Raw genomic sequence first — 19,082 nt, forward strand, 5'->3', positions numbered from 1 at the left:
ATCAGGCCGGTAGTTTTGAAAATATTAATGACGAACAGTTACCCCCAAAACCAAAGGAGTTGGAAAGCACGTGCTTTAAATCTGCGTGTTGTGTAAAACTTGTTTCGGGCGCAAAAGGATGATCAGGAATCTGTGTCTCAAATCGCAGGTTGGGGTAAATAAATCCCTGTTGCGCCGAGAGCACCGAAAACACAGCTTCGATACCCGCGCTTGCACCCAGCGTATGCCCGGTGAATGATTTGGTCGAACTCATTTTAGGGAAGTGCGGATCGAATAATCGTTTAATCGCCGTTCCCTCGGAGTTGTCATTGTTTTGGGTACCGGTACCGTGCAGGTTAATGTAGCCGATATCCTCCGGCTTTAACCCGCTCATTTTTAAAGCGCCCTCCATCGCCATGTATGAGCCTGTGCCATCGGGCGATGAAGCCGTTTGATGGTAAGCGTCGTTGGCGTTGCAATAGCCGCTCAGCGTGCAGTAAGGGGCTTTTTGAAGCCCTGTCGCAACCCGTTCAGATACCAAAGTAATGTACCCGGCACCCTCGCCAAGGTTTAAGCCACGGCGGTTGGCGTCAAAAGGCTGGCAATATTGGGTATCCAATATCATGAGCGTATTAAAGCCGTTTAGCGTAAAGCGGGTAAGCGCATCGGTGCCACCGGCTATAACCACATCAAGTATGTTGTTTTTGATGAGCCTTGCGCCGTACATAATGGCATTGGCTGATGATGAGCAGGCTGTACTGATGGTACTTATATAATTTTTTATCCCCAATTCATCGGCTACCAATTCGGTTACCTTGCCGCATTCGTGGTTAACCACATTACGCAATTTACCTTTTGCCGGGTTGGCCATAAATTCTACAAAAAAATCTTCTGTTTTATCCATACCGCCTACCGTGTTGGCCGATATAAAACCAGTGCGTAGCGAGGCGAAATTTTGGATGCCTGCATCATTTTTTGCCTCCCTTGCGGCAATTAGGCTTAGCATGGCTGTGCGGCTTATACCGGGCTTAAAGCCGGATAGTTGTGCCAGTTCATCATTGTTCAATTTAACCTCGGCAACCGGAAAGGTGTCTCGATGTGCGGTTTGCAGGTATTTAATTTTATCAATACCTGCGCGGCTGTTCTGGAGCGCATTAAGGCATTCGGCGGTATTGTTGCCAATACCCGAAATTACACCTACACCCGCTACAAAAACAGTTTTGCTCATTACTATATCATTTGCCGGCTATTTAGCCGGCAGGGTAAATGTTATTTAAATTTTCTGCACTAAACGGCTCCGACGTTGGGCTTGCATTCTTTTCTGCCAGGTATAAAACAGCTTTGTAATCTTCCTTCAGCACATCAACCCAGCCGCAAATGCAGGCTTGCAATATATTATTATTTAATAAATATGCCACGTACTGCTGTATAAATGCGGCATCAAAAGTTTCAAAGACAAAAAAAGCATTCTCCCCCTTAAACTTGTTTTTAATGCTGATCTCGCCGATAACAATATTGGGCAAAGTATACACAAACAAGGCGGGGCTGGCAATAGTTTTGGCCTGATCGTAATATTTAATGTCGGCATCCAGGCTGGAGTTGGAATTTGCTAAAACGATACCAACTTCCTGCTCTTTATATTTTTTACTGATATCGTTATCCTTCAGCAATACTTGCGATGCCAGCAAACCCAATTTGGACAGGTTATCCATTTTATAAAACTTGGGGTACTTAACCTCCAGAAATTGGTAGGCCGAAAGCAGGAATGCCCCGACATCACCCCCCTGATTTTCAAAAACAGGTTTGCCATTGCTGTAAACAACATTATTGCTGATGATGCAGTGCGATGTAATATGTAGTGCTTCTGTCAATCTTATATCTGTTATTTGCTTTTAGCTTTCCGCCTTATGCTTTCAGCTTTTTCGCAGTACAATTGCCGCGTTACAGCCTCCAAAACCAGATGCTGTTTTTAAGCAAGCGGTCAAAGGTATAGTTTGTATCTCTTTTGCCACGTTAAGTGGTTGGGTAACTCCCAACTCATGAAATCCCCTGGTGGGGATAATAATGTTGTGCTTTAATGAATGAGTTGCTATTATCGCCTCGATAAGTCCCGAAGCGCCAAGGGTGTGCCCGTAATATCCTTTTAAGCTGTTCACAGGAATATCCTGCATGCCCGCCAGGTTAATGGCTTTGGCCTCCATCTCATCATTATAAACGGTAGCAGTACCATGGGCCGATATAAAATCGATGGCTTCCGATTCAACTCCTGCGCTTTTCAATGCCGAGTTAATGGCATCAAAAAGTTCTTCACCGGTTTTTGACGGGCCCGAAATATGGTTGGCATCGTTACTAACCGAACCGCCCGCCAGTTGAATGTTTTCTGCTTTTTGTTGATTTGATGATAGGATAACCGTGGCGGCACCCTCGCCTAAATTAATGCCATCGCGGTTTAAATCAAAGGGTTTGCAAGGTTGAGCGCTGATAGCCTGAAATGACTGGAAGCCCGATAGCACAAACCTGGTGATCACATCGCCGCCAACCACAACGGCATTATCGTACTGCCCGGCCTGGATCAGGCGCATCCCGGTAATCATAGCCATTAAGCCCGAGATACAGGCATGCGAAACTATCAGCGGCTTATTTACGAAACCAAATTTTTCGGAAACTAATCTGGCCGATGTTGGCAATGCAATGCGTTGGTTTAGGTCCGGGTTACCGGCATCCGTTTCCAGCATGCTGATATTGCCTTTGGTGGTGGAGATAATGAGAACTGTTTTTTTATCTGTGCTATTTATGCCACTATTTTTTAAAGCATCGGTAACAGATGCTATCAGCAACTGTTCAAATTTGGTGTATTCGCCGGCTTCGGCTAACAGCGGATGCTCATCGCTAAACAATGATGCATAGAAAGGAACCGCCGATTTATCGCCCGCCGAGTGTTCTTTAACTCCCGAAATGTTTTGGGTAAGCTTGTCAAAATTTTCTGCAGAGGTATTGCCTATAGGCGACAAGATATTATCGGCAACAATAAAAACGGACTTCATCTCTTACAAACACTTCCTCTCATTACTTGTTTTATTGCCAAAAGTTATAATAATTATACCATTGCCCGGGATACTTTTTCACGTATTTTTCCATCTCGCCCACAAAATCATTGGTCATTTGCGCTATCCCGGCTTCTTTGCCCAAATGTAAATATTCCTTAACTGCGCTGGCGTAAAAATGATAGTGAAACTTAGTTTCTTTCATGGCAAAAACATAGGCAACCGGAACCCTGAATTTTTGCGCCAGGATAAATGGCCCTAACGGGAATTTGGCATCCTCGCCCAAAAAGTTTTTGGTAATGGTTTTATTGCCCTCCAGGTACCTGTCGGCATGCATGCACACCAATTCGTTATTCTGAAAAGCTTCGTTGATTTTGAAAATATGCGATATATCGTCCTTAATTACAATAATATTAACGCTTAGTTTGCCGGTAACCCTTTCCATAAAGGCTTTTATCTGCTGGTCTTCGCCATCAAACATCACAATGTTAATGCGGGTGTTGATATGCTTCAGCAAATCGCCGGCTATTTCCCAGCTGCCAATGTGTGCGCTTAAAAGCAGGCCGCCTTTGCCCATGGCCGCAATTTGGTTCAGGTTACTACGGCCGTCAAACTCAAAGGTAAATTTGTTGCGGATACCCGACATGACCACTACCTTATCAATAATGCTTTGGCCAAAAACATAATAGTTTTGGTAAACCATCCAAAGCGATTTAATGCGGTTGTAACTCAACCGGCTATGAAAATAGTAATAAATGCTTTTTGACGATTGGTAAGAGAAAACTACGTAGTAAAACGATACAAACCGTAGCAAAAAATAAGCGGGACTAACCCCGCCATATTTTAAAATAGCCAGAAATACCGAATAGCCCCAGGGCTTGCCTTTTGATTTTCCTTTCCAGGACGACATTTAAACAAGCTCCTTCGGCTGTACTTTAGTTGCTACGTAATCGTAAAAATCCTGGAAGGTAACAATGCCGGTAAAATCTTCGGGCTGCACCTTAAACGCAAAATTGGTTTCAATAACAACCACCAGGTCGATATAGTCAAGGCTATCCAAACCAAGTGTATCTTTTAAAACGGCATCGGGTGTAATGGTATCAGCATCTACCTCAAATTCTTCAGACAGGAAGGAATTTATTTTTGCAATGATCTCTTCAGTTTGCATAATGGTTTAAATTAATTAGCTAACATTTTGGATGAATCAGGGCGACACCCAAATGCTACGTAATAGGTTGTAAAAGTTTTTAAATATGTTATTTATTTAGTGTACACGGATATACCTGTTAAAGGGCATTTCAAAAATAAAACAATTGTTGGTGTTTATAAAGAACGATTTAGGTTGTTACATTCGCTGTTGCTTTGGCTTAACCGGTGGCTTTAAACCTATTCCTGCACTGTATACATCACCCGCCCCCACCAATCCCTATATTTAGGAAAAAATAATAACGTTTAATTAATAAAATTAATTAAATAATTTTACAAAAATACAAAATAATAAAAACATTTACTCATCTTTTGTGTATCGGAACAATAAAATATTTTAAATGCCCGAACAGTTGACCAGTCACGCTATATATCGTAAATCCATAAATTTCATCAATTTTAAAGCGATTGCCCGGGCCTTCTTAAATATATAACCCAAATCACAAACCAAATATTATTTTTGTAGATGACGAGCGAACCTGCAAAAAGGTTACGGCGTTTAAAAACAACTTAAACAAAACTGATTGATGGTTGCCGGTGTTGGGATAGATATGATAGAGATTGACCGTGTGGCTGTCAAAATTGAAAAGGGCAGCGGCTTTCGCGAACTGGTGTTTTCGGAAAGGGAAATAGCTTATTGCGAACGTAAGGCTGATAAGTACCAGCACTATGCAGCGCGTTTTGCAGCCAAAGAGGCGTTTTTTAAAGCATTGGGCACCGGCTGGTTAAACGGCACAGCCTTTAACGAAGTGGAGATTAGCAACAATACCGATGGAAAACCCGAGCTTACGCTGATTGGCCAAACCTGCGAATTATTAAGGGAGCAAGGCCCAATGAAAATTTCCGTATCATTAACGCATCTTAAAACCATCGCATCGGCCATTGTAATTATCGAAAAGTGACAGATCAACCCACATTTATATCGCAGGAACAAATAGTGACCATGCAGGAACAAAAACTGCAGGATTTACTGGCCTATCTTAATGTTCATTCGCCTTTTTATAAGGAGTTGTTTGATGCAAATAATATCAACATTGATGATATTAAAACGCTGGATGACCTGAAACTGATCCCGACGACCGTAAAGGAAGACCTGCAAAAGCGTAATGACGATTTTATGTGCGTTAGCCGCGACCAGATCATCGAATACAGCTCAACATCAGGCACATTAGGCAGCCCGGTTACTATTGCCCTTACCGAAAATGACCTTTTACGGCTTACCTATAATGAATATAGCTCATTTACCTGTGCCGATGGCAAGCCCGACGACGTATACCAGCTGATGCTCACGCTCGACAGGCAGTTTATGGCCGGCTTAGCTTACTACTCGGGTATTCGCAAAATAGGTGCAGGTATTATTCGCCTGGGCCCTGGTGTGCCATCATTACAATGGGAAACCATTTTAAGGCTTAAGCCTACCGCTATTGTTGCTGTGCCATCGTTTATTTACAAGCTGATCCAATACGCCCAGGAACATGGTATCGATATCAATTCAAGTTCGGTAAAAAAGGCGGTTTGTATTGGCGAGAATATCCGTAACACCGATTTTTCGCTCAATATCCTTGGCAAAAAAATTACTGATGCCTGGGATATCAAACTATACTCTACGTATGCATCAACCGAAATGCAAACGGCGTTCACCGAGTGCGGGTATGGTAAAGGCGGCCATCATCAGCCCGAATTATTGATTGTAGAACTGCTTGATGAAAATAACCAACAGGTTGCCCCCGGCGAACCCGGAGAAGTAACCATTACCACGCTGGGCGTTGAAGGCATGCCTTTGTTGCGCTATAAAACCGGCGATATTTGCCTGTATGATGATAAGCCGTGTGAATGCGGGCGAACTACCTTACGTTTATCGCCAATTATAGGCCGTAAAAAGCAGATGATCAAATTCAAAGGCACCACGCTTTACCCACCATCGCTTTTTGATTTGCTGAATGGGATGGAAGAAATATTGGATTTTGTTGCCGAGGTTTACTCCAACGAAATTGGTATGGACGAAGTGCTGCTGCACATCCTGCCGTTAAACTATACCGATGAGTGCGACCGGAAGATACGGGCCAATTTACAGGCCCGGTTAAGGGTAAGCCCGCATGTTACCTACGTGCAGTACGACGAAATTCAGAAGATGCAGTACAAAGAATCGGGCCGCAAACCGTTTAAATTTATCGATCGCCGGAAATAAAGGCACCTTCGGGCAATTCAGCAGGCAGTTCATCTTCCGATGGCGATTTGCCGAAGATCTTATCCAGCAGGTTTAATATTGGTACGGTCATAAATGTAGTTACCAGGGCCATAATCACCAATATGGCAAATACTTCTTTGTTTAGTACGCCCAGGTCGTAGCCAATATTAAGCACAATTAGCTCAACAAGGCCACGGGTATTCATTAAGGCACCTATGGATAGGCTATCTTTCCAGCTCTGCCCCACAAATTTGGCTGCCGACGCGCTGCCCACAAATTTGCCGGTAACGGCAACTAATATAGTTATACCACAAATACCCCAGAGGTACGCATCGTTTAGCAAGCCAATTTGTGTACGCAGCCCGGTAAAAACAAAAAACAAAGGCAGTAATAAAAACAAGGCTACATCCTTTATGCGCTCTACAAACACCCCGCGAAAGGTAATATTATCGGGCATTACAATGCCGGCCATAAAAGCGCCAAACAGCGCGTGGATGCCTATACTTTCCGTGGCGTATGATGAAATAATGAGCGTTAAAAAAAACATAGCCACCGGCATACCCACATAACCCGGCCTGATGTTGCGGCTGTAGATGCGCTTTAAAAGCGGTTTTACACCCTTCAGCATAATCAATACATAGGCAATGGCCATTAGGGCTGTATAAACAAAACTCATTACCGAACCAGCCTTAACTACGGCAATCACAACCGTAAGCAGGCACCAGGCGGTGATATCATCGGCAGCGGCGCAGGTGATAACCAATGCGCCAAGGCGTGTTTTGTTAATACCCCGCTCCTGGCAAATGCGCGCGAGTACCGGGAACGCCGTAATGCTCATAGAGATGCCCATAAACAAACCAAACGAAAAAAACGGAACGCCGGTGGGGGCCAGCGAACGATAGATAAAATAGGCCAGCCCGATGCCCAATGTGAACGGAATAATAATACTGGCATGGCTAATGACAACGGCATCCTTGCTTTTGCTTTTAATAGCACGCAAATCAAGCTCCATACCTATCACAAACATGAAAATGATGAGGCCAATCTGGCTCAGAAACTGCAGGGAGCTTAACGAAGCTGCCGGGAAAACAGCATGCGAAAATGCCGGGAAAAACCGGCCCACCAACGATGGGCCTAACGCTATGCCTGCAAAAATTTCGCCGATAACGCGGGGCTGCCCCATTTTTTTGCACAGCCATCCTGCTATATTGCCTGCTATTATGATAACGGCTATTTGTGCCAGTAACGTAGCCAGCGGCCCGGTTAAGTTTTTAATTAAGCCATCGGCAAACTGATGTGCCGAACTTTTGCTGCTTGCCGCCAGTTTTACAATGTGGCGGCCTTTTTCAAGTTCGCTGCCGGCTGTTAATGCCAGGTAAATTAAAAAGGAAAACCCGCCAATAAGGAGGATGTAAAAAAATATATTCCTGAATTTCTTCATTTTTTAAATACCCCTTTAAATTTAAAAAAAGTGGAAGCCTCATGCTGAATGGTAGCATCTACCTTTAACGTATCATCATCGGTAGTGGTATAGGTTACCTGCATATCGGCTGTGCTGTTTACCTGCGGGTTTAATATGGCCAAAAACTTCATATCGCCCGCTTTAAGCAGTTTTGTTTTGGCGCCTACAATATGTTCCAGCACCTCCTTTACCATCTGCATCATACAAACCCCCGGCACAACCGGCTGACCAGGAAAATGCCCGTCAAAAATCTGGTGACCCGCATTCAGGGTGATGATAGTTTTTGAGGTATTACCATCGGTGTTTGGCGCGGTAAACTGAAAAAAGGATTCCTGGAGCATATGTTTTTAGCTTAAAGCTGAAGGCGGAAAGCCGAAAGCTGTTAACTTCCGGGCAAGGGCTTTCAACTCCTTATATTATCAATGTTTTAACTAAAGCTTTCGGCTTTAAGCCTTCAGCTTTGGGCCTTCAGCCTTAGGCTTTCAGCTTATCGTTCTATTTTTTTTAAACCGATGGTAAATTTAAAATTTTTATGGTCGATACCTATAGTATCGGGTACGCCATTTTTGTAATTGGCCATGGTAGCAACCGCAACTGGTTTCCTTTTGGATGATTTTTCCATTCGTAAAAGGGCGTCGCCGGCCATATTGGTAATATAATAGTTGGCGCCTTTTTCCTGCGGAAGCACATAATATAAATGCGAGTTATCCTTAAGCATATAACGCTCATGGCTGCCCTCCTGGCGCATCAGTATCAAATCAAAATCCTTTCGCAATGTTTTAATTACCGGGCCTTTATCCATTTGCGGAATGATGGAGTATACTTTAAAGCTGCCATCTTTAAGAAATGCGAAGTCAAAAAATTTTACGCCCATCTCGCTCGAGAATACAATGCGGGTACTGCTATCGGGCATCACCTTCATCAGCAGCAGGCCGCTTAAATGATGGGTTGTCACGTTGATTTCGGCGTTATACAGCACAACCGAAAATTTGGGGCGAAACCGGTAGATATGATCGAAATTACCGATAGCCGGCTTCAGGTTTTTATAAACCGAAGTGCAGCCGGCCAGTGCAACGAGGCAACTACTTAGCAGCAAAAAGCGCGTCAGGCAGGTTTGCATTAATCTCTTTATTTATAAAGTGGATGGTAGTATTATCGCCGGATGGCTCCTGCATATCAATATTGCTTACCGAGTTGTCTTTTTTATCAACCGAGATATTGATCGACTTAAAAAAATCTTTTATCCCTTTTGATAGCGGTGCCAGCTCGACCAGGTAGCTCCCCTTGTTTTCAAACACCTTTACTTTAAAATCGGGGTTGCTGAGGATTGATCCCTGCACACAATCGATAATGATCTTATTAATTTGCTGGAAGAGTTTGTTGGATTTGGTATTGATTTTATTTTCCTTTTGCTCATCCTTTACCAAAATATTGTCTTTGTTGATGATCATCAGGTATTTGGATGGTTGCGTATATTCCATCCGCACCATGTTATCCTTTTTAAACCAGAATTTCCCTTTGGATGTAATCTTTTCTGACAGCATGCTCAGATTTTTCTCCTGCACAAAATCGCTTTTAATGCTGGTGGTTTTTTGAGCGGTAGCCGTAAACTGGGCTTTAAATGCCGATAGATCGGTAAGCTGGGTATATCCTGCATGCTGCGCACTGGCAGTAAATGCGGCGGCGAGCATGGCTACAGTAAGTAATAGTTTATGAGTTTTCATTATATAGACACGAATTACACGAATGGAACGGATTTAGGCGGATCATTATTATTTAATTATTTAGCAGAATAGTGACCGCACCAATTCGTGAAATTCGCTTTAATTGTCGCCGCCCTGCAAATATTCGTGTTTATTTATGCTGCCTGGTTAGCTGTAATGTACTCGGCCATGGTACGTACCGATTGAAATACTTTCGGCCCGTCTTCGGCTTTTGAAAGCTTAATTTTATAGATGGTTTGCATCAAAACTATCAGCTCCAAAACATCTATCGAATCCAATCCTAACCCATCGGCAAACAACGATTCATCATCGCCGATATCGCCTGGCTTAAGATCTTGCAGGTTTAACTGGTCTATGATCTGTTCTTTCAGATCATTCATTAATTTGTCCATTTTATAACTATACAGGCGAGTTAATTTGGTCGCCTAACTTAATAATTCGTGCTAATTTTTTTATTGCCGTATCATGATGTTTAACATACGGGTTCTCCTGGTCCCACACATATCCTGCCAAAACAGAACAGATCTGGTTTTTAATCTCGGGAACAAAAGTACCCGAAAAAAAGATGGTATCAAGCGTTCCTTCGTACCAGGCATTTACATATGAGCGGAAAACATCTACGCCCTGCATTACCTTTTCTGTATACTCCTTTTCCCAGTCAATGTCTTCGCCGTTTAGCTTGCGGATAACCAATTTTGCTGCATTTTGACTGGATACAGTTGCCAGTGTAACACCCGATGAAAAGATGGGATCTAAAAACTCGGTAACATTGCCTGTAAGCACAAAGCCTTCGCCGTGAAAAGTATTGGTGGTGCTGCTCCAGGCCTGTAATATCCTTGGTTCAAAAACAAATTCAACATCTTTAAAGCGCTCGCTCAGGTAAGGCTCCGCTGCAATCAGGCTGCGCAGTTTAGCTTCGTCATCAGCGCCTTCATAACTTGCAAAAAAATCCGGATCGCCTACAAAACCCAATGAGGTTACGCCACTGGAAAATGGAATGATCCAAACCCAAACGCCGGGTTTGTGTACCACGATGGTAATTCGGTTGGGCTCTTCAAACAGGTTGCGCTTTACATCTACCGTATGTGTAAATAAAGCTTTGCGCTGCGGCAGGCCCGATGGTTTATCAAGGTTAAACAACTTAGGGATAACCCGGCCGTAACCACTGCCGTCGATAATAAACCGGGCCTCGATTTGTGTTTGGTTGCCTTCAATATCTTCGACTGTTGTTATTGAATCAGATCCGTTAAATTTGATATCGGTAACCGTGGTTTCATATTGCACGGGGATACCCATTGTTTCGCAGGTATCGGCCAGGGTTTTATCAAACTCAGCGCGCGGCACCTGCCATGTCCAGTTCCAGCCATCAGTAAACTGATCAGAAAAGAAGTAATCGCATATAACGCCATTTTTTACAAACTTGGCGCCAAATTTTTTCTGAAATCCTTTTGCCTCCACTGCTTCAACAAAGCCGGCATCGGTTAATGCTTCCATACAGCGGGGCAACAGGCTTTCGCCAATTACAAAACGCGGAAATTTTTGCTTTTCAACAATTTTAACTTTAAACCCTGCTTTATTCACAATAGAAGCAGCCACCGTACCCGCCGGGCCGGCGCCAATTACCAACACGTCAACTTTTTCTGTATTCATCAATTTAACTCTTTTGTGTTCATTGTCAGTAAGCTTGCAGGCTGTCAATTAAACCCTAAAGCATTTATAATATCATTAAGTAATCGCCATTATCAAATTATAAGCACCGGAAGGCCTAAGTCTTTTGATTTGTCATTTTCGACTTACAACTTAACACTTTCCGTTATTTCATGTTTGCCCCAACGTTACCAATTAATTAAACAAACCCATATTTCTTTTTCCATTCTTCAAAAAACACCGGGTTGGTTAACTGAAGCATAAAATTATCGCGTTGTAAAAACACCTGTACGGTTGAGCCGGTAACCACAACCTCGCCGGTTGCAGCGTTTAACAGGCGGTAGTTAAAATTTAACCGCGCTGCTTCGCTTGGTATATATTCGGTTTCAATAATTACCCTGTCGCCGTAGCGCAAAACCTGTTTGTATTTGCAATCGATGCTTACAATAGGGGTTACGTATTGGTTATTGTAAACTGTAAGGTAGTCAATACCGTATGCTTTCCCAAAAGCTTCCCTGCCATCTTCAAAATAGCGTACATAGTGCCCGTGCCACACAATGCCCAGCGAATCAACCTCGCTAAACTTCACACTTATCTCGGTGGCATTTATCAGTGTTTTTTGCAATTCTTCGTTCTGTTTACCGCCAATACATTTATGCCGGCGTCATTTTTGTAAAGGATGCATCTATGCGGGTAAAGGCACAGATGCATCCCTGTTAGTACTTTTTATTTCCAGCTGTTATAATCAGATTTTACATCTTTCATTACGTTTAAAAACGCTTTTGCCCAGTAGTTTCTAAGGCCAAAACCGCCTGGTTTGCCTTCGTAATATTTGGTAAGCAAAACCGTTTTTGTTTTCATATCAACAAAGGTTATCCAAACACCGGCCTTATCAAGGCCTTTGTTCATGCCGCTTACAAAAAAGATATAGCCAATACCTTCCTTGCTCTGGAAATCATAATTTTTTACAATAGCCGTAATTTTTGCTTCATCCAATAATTTAAAATCGCTTGGATTATCGGTATAAAGTTTATCAAACTTTGCTTTGGCGTTTGAAGACTTAGCTACATCAAGGGCATAGTCAACAGAACTGTGGTGAATTGATTCGGCCACATCATATTTCTTTTGCTCGGTAACAAAAAGGCGGTTCCATCCTACGGTATAGTCGTCTCTGAATTCTTCGGGCGTTATATCATCTTTTCTTCCAATGCCCATTACCTTGGCTTCAGCCGTACCTATAAATTTTGTTTGTGTAAAATCAAGTCCTAACCAGGTAATTTTAGCACTGCCCGAAAAAATATCGGCTTTTGTGCTTTGCGCTACAGCAGGCAGGCTGCTTACAACTGTTAGTAAAAAGGCTATTAGCCAGGTGTTTTTTGTAGGTTTCATTTTGTAGATTAATTTATTTATTGTTGAATTATAAATACTTTCATCTGGCACTGCGCCAACGTTTCATCCCCACACTTCACCTTTCCCGATATCAGCGTTACATCAAATATTTGATTATCAATGATAATTTCCGTTTCTAAGATATCATTAATTTTAGGCAAAGAAAACACTTCCAGGTTTTTAATAGCGCCAATATAGCCTATGGCATCAGCCTTTTGGCTGTTTTGGGCCAGGTACCCGGCACGGGCGGCCGCTGTTTGGGCTATGTTTTCTACCAGTCCGCCTGTACTAAATTCACCGTCTTCAACCAATACATTATCTGCTTTTATACAAAATTGGCTGCGGCTGCTTTTTTCATCCGTCCAGGTCAAATGATCTATCATCACAAAAGGGAATTTTTGCGGGATAAGGTCGGGGGTATTGGCAGGTGGTGTAAACATATCAGCAGGTTTAATAGGTTTTAACAGTGGTTCAGGTAAAATCAGTAAAACATTTTGTAGATAGGGCCAGGTATTGCCCCATTATTTATACCAATTCCCCGGCGTTCACCCGGGTATTAACATACTCATAAAAATCCTGGAAGCTGACTATGCCAACAAAATCTTCGGGCTGCACCTTGAAGTTAAAATTGCTTTCAATTACAACAACCAGGTCAATATAATCCAGGCTATCCAGCTCAAGGGTATCTTTTAAAACGGCTTCGGGGGTTATTTTGGCCACATCAATCTCAAATTCTTCGGCCAGGAATTCGTTTGTTTTCTCTATAATTTGTGCAAAATCCATAAGGTGGGTTAGGTAAGGGTTTAATATTTTTTAATAATCAGCGACGAATTTGTTCCGCCAAAACCAAAAGAGTTCGACAAAAATACGTCGAAATCCCGTTCGATGGTGGTAGTAGCGATGTTTAACCTGGCCGAATCCTCGTCGGGGGTTTCGAAGTTAATGTTTGGCGCGATAAACGAATTTTGCATCATCAGCATCGAGTATACAATTTCGCTTGCGCCGGCCATCCAGCATTCGTGGCCTGTCATGGATTTGGTTGAGCTTACCAGCGGCTTGCTCGAACCGAAAACCTCGTGAATGGCTTTAGCCTCGCTGGCATCACCCGCGGGGGTTGATGTGGCATGGGCGTTTATGTAATCAATATCGGCAGCGGTCATGCCGGCGTCTTTCAACGCCATAGCCAATGAGCGTACCGGTCCGCCAACGGTTGGGTTGGATATGTGGCCGCCGTTTGACGAAAATCCGTAGCCAATAACCTCGCCTAAAATAGTGGCGCCGCGGCGTTGTGCCGATTCTAAACTTTCTAAAATTACGGTAGCCGCCCCTCCGCTTGGCACCAGGCCATCGCGGCTTTTATCAAAGGGGCGCGATGCTTTGGTCGGCGTATTTTCTAATGTGGAGAATGCCGAAAGCGCATCAAAACTGCCCATCGAAAAATGGTTAAGCTCCTGGGCGCCACCGCAGATAATGCCTTCCTGTAAACCACTTTTGATAAGGTGATAGCCTAAGCCAATAGCGTGCGAGCCGCTTGCGCAGGCTGCACTTACAGTAAGGTTGATGCCTTTTAATTTGAATATAGTAGCCAGGTTCATGCTGACGGTGGAGTTCATGGTTTGGAAAACCGCTCCTGAGCCTACCAGCATGGTGTCTTTTTTTACGCGGATGATATCGGTACAATCAATAACCGGCTTGGCCGAGCTATCGTTGCCGTAAAGGATGCCTATTTCGTTTTGATCAAGGTAATCCATATCGATGCCTGCCTGGGCCAGTGCCTCAATGGTGGCCATATAAGCATACTCACCCTGTTCTGGCAGCATAATACGCGAACGCCTGTCGAGTTTTTCTTTTAAGTTGGGCCTTTCTACAAAGCCGGTTAAGCCCGACCGGTAACCAAACTCCTTGCGCATAGAATCGAGCAGGATCCCCGATTTGCCGTGGAAAAGCGAGTCTCTTACCTCGTCCTGGGTTTTCCCAATGCACGAGTAAATCCCCATCCCTGTAATCACAACTCTATTCATAACGCAATACCGGCTTAGTCATTTAACAATTCCCTTAAAACTAAATAAATTTATTTAATCCCGAAATATTAATGTATTTGTTTATATGAACAAATGGTTAATTATGAATAAAGGCCGCCGTTAACAGAAATTACCTCGGCCGTAATATATGATGCCTCGGGCGATGCTAAAAAGCCCACTACGCTGGCCACTTCTTCGGGGGTGCCAAAGCGTTTAATAGGTATCATGGATTTAAGCTCCTTTTCATCCAGGCCTTCGGTCATATCGGTTTTAATAAAGCCGGGCGCAACTGCATTAACAGTAACGCCGCGGCGTGCAATTTCCTGCGCCAGGGCCTTGGTTGCCCCAATTACACCAGCCTTTGCTGCCGAGTAATTAACCTGGCCGGGCAAGCCTTTTAAGCCCGATAAAGATACTACGTTGATAATGCGGCCATATTTTTTAACCAGCATACCGTTTAAAACTGCCTGGGTTACATAAAAGAAACCGCCTAAACTGGTATTTAATACACTGTCCCACTGTTCGTCTTTCATCCACATCATCAGGGTATCATCCTTAATGCCGGCATTATTTACCAGCACTTCAATATATTTTTCGGTATTGGCTTCAACCCAGCCGCCCAATACAGCGCGGATATCTTCTTTGTTGGCTACGTCAAATTTCATAACCTCGCCATCACCGCCGTTTTCTTTAATTGCAGCTAAGGTATTGTCGGCTTCCGCCTGGTTACTTTTGTAATTAATAAGCACGTAGTAGCCCATAGTGGCCAGTTTATAGCAAACGGCACGGCCTATTCCTCTTGATCCGCCTGTTACTAATGCACATTTCATCGTCCTGGTGTATTAAATTGTTACGTAAAGAATATGCCTGCAATTATAAAATGTGGGAGTTTCTCTTTTTAATCAGGTGTACGTGCTCGGCTTTTTCAAAGTATTGCTTCACGTTCACCATATCCTTATACTTTGGCTTATCCTCAATAAATTTAGGAAATATAGCGCGCAGATCAGTATAAACGATGTGGGTTGTCGGCGACAGCTTTTCGCTGCAATCCAGGTGATCAATAGCTTGTAAAATAGCCATCATTTGTATGGCCAGCACTTCAAAAGTATTATCTATAACGCGTTTGGTCATTAATGCCGCGTTGCAACCCATGCTTACAATATCCTGGTTATCATTGTTATTAGGGATACTGTGCAGGTACATGGGGTACGATAGGGTTTGGTTCTCGGCAGTGGTTGATGTAGCCGTAAACTGCATACCCTGCATCCCGAAGTTAAAGCCCAGCACACCCAGGTTAACAAAAGGCGGAAATTTGTGGTTCAGCTTCTCGTTAAGCAGGTAGTTTAACTGCCTTTCGGAAAGCATACACAGTTTGGTAATAGCTATTTTTAGTTTGTCCATAGCCAGGGAAACATAATCGCCATGGAAATTACCGCCGTGGAAAATGTTTTTGGCTTCGTGGTCAATAACCGGGTTGTCATTTACCGAGTTCAGTTCGTCGGTAACAACGCGTTCAACCTCAAAAATGGTATCATAAACAGGGCCCAAAACCTGGGTTACGCAGCGCAGGGAATAGTATTCCTGAACCTTATCCAAAAACACTTCCTGATTAAGATTATCCGGATTATACAGGTGTTCGGAACGGTCGCGAATCATTTTGCTGCCGGTAAGCACATCGCGCATAATGGCAGCCACTTCGTTTTGGCCGCGGTGGTGTTTTACCACGTTTAGCTCGTAAGAGTAATGGTCATCAAAAGCCTGCACCACTTCGTTTATCATGGACGATAGTACGATTGACCACTCCAGCAGTTTTTTGGCCTGGATGATGTTTACCATACCAATACCCGTCATGGCCGATGTGCCATTGATAATGGCCAAACCTTCGCGGATTTTTATAGATAAAGGCTCGATGCCCAGTTCTTTAAATAATTCGGCAGTGTCGTGTTGCTCTCCTTTATAGCTTGATTCGCCTTCGCCTATCAATACTAAAGCTAGGTGGGCCAATTGCACCAAATCGCCGGATGCGCCTACGCCGCCATGTTCAAAAACATTGGGGGCAACATCTTTATTAATTAATTGGGTAAGCAGTTCGGGCAAATCGGTATGCACGCCCGAACGGGCCTGCATAAAGCTGTTCAACCTGGCAATCATCAGGGCTTTAACCAGCAGGGGTTGCATTAAATTGCCGCCACCCGAGGCATGGCTTCGGATAAGGTTATACTGCAGCTGCAACAGGTTTTCTTCGCTTACCTTATACTGGGCCATCGGGCCAAAGCCGGTGTTGATGCCGTAAATGAGCTTGTTTGAAGAGAAACCCTGCAAAAACTGGTAATTAACCTCCACATTCTTAACAACCGATGTATCCAAGCCAACTTCCTCGCCATCAAACAGGATCTTAGAAAAATCATCGGCAGTAAGGTACCGCGCCCCTATATGTATCATGAACTAAAATTATTTTATTATTAAAAAGAGAAATTCATTAAAAAATCACACAAAAAACGTCCGAAAATAGGATAAATATTTCAGATATGATACAATTTGACGTCTTTATTCCCGGTTTACAATAGGCAAATAATGTATGTATAAGTTATTAAGCCGCTTGTTCAAAATACGCAGACGCATATCAATAAAAAACGTTACAGGAATATTGTAGTGAGGTATTATGACAGGAAAAGTAACAACCGACAGGGAATAAAATCCCTGTGGATAAGCGTTGCCGGCTTAAAACATAAAACATTTCGGTGCTTTTCAGGTTTAAAAAACTGGCCCTGCATTTAAGGGCCAACATAAATAGTTGGAATTTAAATATTTATTATCCTGATAGTGCAGCAAAGGAACAGAAGTAGCCGGATTTATATATTAACGAAGATTTTATTATGGCCCGTATTGGTAACCATACAAAGCTACGCTTACGGGCAGGAAGTAGTACCTCACGACACCTTGAAAACGGATTCGATAAAACACCATGCCGATTCGGTGAAGTTTCAGAAAAAAGCCAATGATGTTTCAAAACAGTATGATTTTGGCAACCTGGTAACAGATATTCTTCACCCAAAGAAGAAACCCGATTCGGTTTTCAAAAAGCCTTCGGGCATAACCGTTATCCCTAATATTGCATCTAACCCCAGCATCGGGTTTCAGCTGGGTATAAAAGCCGTAGCCGGCCGCAAATTGGGTAACGACCCCAATACATTATTATCGGTTGCAGCAACTTCGGTATCCTATACTACAAAAGGCATTCTTTATTTTTATATTAACCATAACATTTACACACCCGGCAACAAGTGGAATTTTCAGGGTAATATAGTGGCGGCCAAAAGTGTTACACCCGATTTTGGTTTGGGAATAGGCCTGCCGGATCCCGGTGGCAGCGCGGCCGACCAGGCGCTTGTTAACGCTGGCCGCAAAGGCCGCGCATATCATTCGATATATTTAAACCTGAGGGAAAAGGTATATAAGGAAGTAGAAAAAAACCTGTTTGTGGGTGCCGGGGTATCGTTTGATATCCGTACCAAAATTCAGGACAAGGCAGATACCACCAACCATTTAACCCCCTATAATATTTATAGTGATGAGCACGGATTTAAACGGGACAGTTACCGGGCCGATGGTTTGCTTTTTAACGTACAATACACCACCCGCGATAATCAAAACCGTGCTTACAAGGGAATTTATGCCGATGCCGGGTTCCGGGTTAACCAAACCTGGATGGGCAGTACCAAAAGCGCTGTTCAGTTTACCACCGATTTCAGGAAGTATTTTAGCCTGTCGTCAGAAAACCCGGAGCATGTTATTGCAATCTGGAACTGGGGATCGTACCTCATTACAGGCGATATTCCGTACCTTGAACTGCCAGGCACAGCTAAAGACGGTAGCTTTAGGAGCGGCAGAGGCTATACTACCGGTTATTTTAAAGGCACCCGGTTTAACTACAGCGAGGTGGAATACCGCTTTCCTATCCTCAAAAATAAATTCATCAGCGGGGTAGCTTTCTTTAGCGAACAAACCGCCAATGACGAAGCCGGAACAAAGCTGTTCCAAAAATTTCAGCCAGGTGGCGGTGGTGGCTTGCGGGTGCTGTTTAACAAAGTTACCCGCACCAATTTATGCCTTGATTATGCCTTTGGCAAGTTTGGCTCGAAAGGTTTCTTTTTGGGTTTGAACGAGGCTTTTTAAAAGAGTATCGCGTTTGATTTGAGTAGAGTGTGCTTTGTCGACCAAGTGCTGTCTGAAAATAAAAAAAGATCACTATCGCTTCGTACGCACGCATCATGTATGGGAATTTACAGAACGTTCGGTTGAACGCTGGCTAAGACTCACCCGGTCGAGGCTACGCCCGACCACCCTCTCTTCACCTGCGGTGGAAAGAGGGTTTTTATATTTAATTATTTTATAATCAGTTATTTAAAAATATAAATTTCC

At 43.4% G+C, this 19,082-nt stretch carries 21 protein-coding genes; 3 read left to right on the forward strand and 18 right to left on the reverse strand.

Annotation, left to right across the window (positions count from 1 at the left end):
• Position 1 precedes the first annotated feature (1 nt).
• The 5 genes from BMX56_RS00280 to BMX56_RS00300 are packed head-to-tail and all read right to left on the reverse strand — an operon-like array spanning position 2 to position 4,191.
• Positions 2 to 1,207: a beta-ketoacyl-[acyl-carrier-protein] synthase family protein gene (locus tag BMX56_RS00280; protein WP_090638034.1), complete on the reverse strand. Its 1,206-nt coding sequence runs from the start codon at positions 1,205 to 1,207 to the stop codon at positions 2 to 4.
• 22 nt (positions 1,208 to 1,229) lie between these two features.
• Positions 1,230 to 1,850, reverse strand: coding sequence for a beta-ketoacyl synthase N-terminal-like domain-containing protein (locus tag BMX56_RS00285; protein ID WP_090638038.1), 621 nt, complete (start codon positions 1,848 to 1,850; stop codon positions 1,230 to 1,232).
• Positions 1,851 to 1,892: 42 nt separating this feature from the next.
• Positions 1,893 to 3,023, reverse strand: a complete 1,131-nt coding sequence (locus BMX56_RS00290) for a beta-ketoacyl synthase N-terminal-like domain-containing protein (protein ID WP_090638048.1) — start codon at positions 3,021 to 3,023, stop codon at positions 1,893 to 1,895.
• A gap of 31 nt (positions 3,024 to 3,054) precedes the next feature.
• Positions 3,055 to 3,933, reverse strand: coding sequence for an LpxL/LpxP family acyltransferase (locus BMX56_RS00295; RefSeq protein WP_090638052.1), 879 nt, complete (start codon positions 3,931 to 3,933; stop codon positions 3,055 to 3,057).
• Positions 3,934 to 4,191, reverse strand: coding sequence for an acyl carrier protein (locus tag BMX56_RS00300; protein ID WP_090638057.1), 258 nt, complete (start codon positions 4,189 to 4,191; stop codon positions 3,934 to 3,936).
• Between the two features lie 565 nt (positions 4,192 to 4,756).
• Between BMX56_RS00300 and acpS the strand changes: the two genes are divergently transcribed.
• On the forward strand, positions 4,757 to 5,131 hold the full coding sequence (gene acpS / locus BMX56_RS00305) for a holo-ACP synthase (protein ID WP_090638061.1): 375 nt from the start codon (positions 4,757 to 4,759) through the stop codon (positions 5,129 to 5,131).
• Complete coding sequence (locus tag BMX56_RS00310; protein WP_255369732.1) at positions 5,128 to 6,417, forward strand: flexirubin biosynthesis putative acyl-CoA ligase FlxY; 1,290 nt, start codon at positions 5,128 to 5,130, stop codon at positions 6,415 to 6,417. The genes acpS and BMX56_RS00310 overlap by 4 nt, the downstream gene beginning before the upstream one ends.
• On the opposite strand, the gene BMX56_RS00315 is transcribed toward BMX56_RS00310, so the two are convergent.
• The 13 genes from BMX56_RS00315 to hutH form a co-directional block, all read right to left on the reverse strand.
• Positions 6,398 to 7,858: a cation:proton antiporter domain-containing protein gene (locus BMX56_RS00315; protein WP_090638068.1), complete on the reverse strand. Its 1,461-nt coding sequence runs from the start codon at positions 7,856 to 7,858 to the stop codon at positions 6,398 to 6,400. The genes BMX56_RS00310 and BMX56_RS00315 overlap by 20 nt on opposite strands.
• Positions 7,855 to 8,220 (reverse strand): ApeI family dehydratase, encoded by a 366-nt coding sequence (locus BMX56_RS00320; RefSeq protein WP_090638072.1) that lies wholly within the window; start codon positions 8,218 to 8,220, stop codon positions 7,855 to 7,857. The genes BMX56_RS00315 and BMX56_RS00320 overlap by 4 nt, the downstream gene beginning before the upstream one ends.
• Positions 8,221 to 8,366: 146 nt before the next feature.
• Positions 8,367 to 8,999, reverse strand: a complete 633-nt coding sequence (locus BMX56_RS00325; protein ID WP_090638076.1) for a flexirubin biosynthesis protein LolB2 — start codon at positions 8,997 to 8,999, stop codon at positions 8,367 to 8,369.
• Entirely contained in the window at positions 8,962 to 9,603 is a 642-nt protein-coding gene (locus BMX56_RS00330) for a flexirubin biosynthesis/transport protein LolA2 (protein ID WP_218152356.1), read from the reverse strand. Before BMX56_RS00330 ends, BMX56_RS00325 begins: the two co-directional genes overlap by 38 nt.
• Before the next feature lie 134 nt (positions 9,604 to 9,737).
• A complete protein-coding gene (locus BMX56_RS00335) occupies positions 9,738 to 9,995 on the reverse strand; it encodes a phosphopantetheine-binding protein (RefSeq protein WP_090638092.1) in 258 nt (85 codons plus the stop codon).
• 7 nt (positions 9,996 to 10,002) lie between these two features.
• On the reverse strand, positions 10,003 to 11,253 hold the full coding sequence (locus BMX56_RS00340) for an NAD(P)/FAD-dependent oxidoreductase (protein ID WP_090638095.1): 1,251 nt from the start codon (positions 11,251 to 11,253) through the stop codon (positions 10,003 to 10,005).
• A 196-nt stretch (positions 11,254 to 11,449) separates the two neighbouring features.
• Positions 11,450 to 11,875, reverse strand: a complete 426-nt coding sequence (locus BMX56_RS00345; protein ID WP_218152357.1) for an acyl-CoA thioesterase — start codon at positions 11,873 to 11,875, stop codon at positions 11,450 to 11,452.
• A gap of 101 nt (positions 11,876 to 11,976) precedes the next feature.
• Entirely contained in the window at positions 11,977 to 12,639 is a 663-nt protein-coding gene (locus tag BMX56_RS00350) for a hypothetical protein (protein ID WP_090638102.1), read from the reverse strand.
• Positions 12,640 to 12,656: 17 nt separating this feature from the next.
• Positions 12,657 to 13,079 (reverse strand): hotdog family protein, encoded by a 423-nt coding sequence (locus BMX56_RS00355; RefSeq protein ID WP_090638107.1) that lies wholly within the window; start codon positions 13,077 to 13,079, stop codon positions 12,657 to 12,659.
• Between the two features lie 85 nt (positions 13,080 to 13,164).
• Entirely contained in the window at positions 13,165 to 13,422 is a 258-nt protein-coding gene (locus tag BMX56_RS00360; protein ID WP_090638111.1) for a phosphopantetheine-binding protein, read from the reverse strand.
• 20 nt (positions 13,423 to 13,442) lie between these two features.
• Positions 13,443 to 14,660: a beta-ketoacyl-[acyl-carrier-protein] synthase family protein gene (locus BMX56_RS00365; protein ID WP_090638116.1), complete on the reverse strand. Its 1,218-nt coding sequence runs from the start codon at positions 14,658 to 14,660 to the stop codon at positions 13,443 to 13,445.
• Between the two features lie 101 nt (positions 14,661 to 14,761).
• Complete coding sequence (gene fabG, locus BMX56_RS00370; protein WP_090638121.1) at positions 14,762 to 15,490, reverse strand: flexirubin biosynthesis SDR family reductase FlxB; 729 nt, start codon at positions 15,488 to 15,490, stop codon at positions 14,762 to 14,764.
• 43 nt (positions 15,491 to 15,533) lie between these two features.
• A complete protein-coding gene (hutH, locus tag BMX56_RS00375) occupies positions 15,534 to 17,102 on the reverse strand; it encodes a flexirubin biosynthesis tyrosine ammonia-lyase FlxA (protein ID WP_090638125.1) in 1,569 nt (522 codons plus the stop codon).
• 381 nt (positions 17,103 to 17,483) lie between these two features.
• Between hutH and BMX56_RS00380 the strand changes: the two genes are divergently transcribed.
• Complete coding sequence (locus BMX56_RS00380) at positions 17,484 to 18,836, forward strand: BamA/TamA family outer membrane protein (protein ID WP_090638128.1); 1,353 nt, start codon at positions 17,484 to 17,486, stop codon at positions 18,834 to 18,836.
• Positions 18,837 to 19,082 lie beyond the last annotated feature (246 nt).

This window comes from Mucilaginibacter sp. OK283, assembly GCF_900110415.1.
Taxonomy (GTDB): Bacteria; Bacteroidota; Bacteroidia; order Sphingobacteriales; family Sphingobacteriaceae; genus Mucilaginibacter.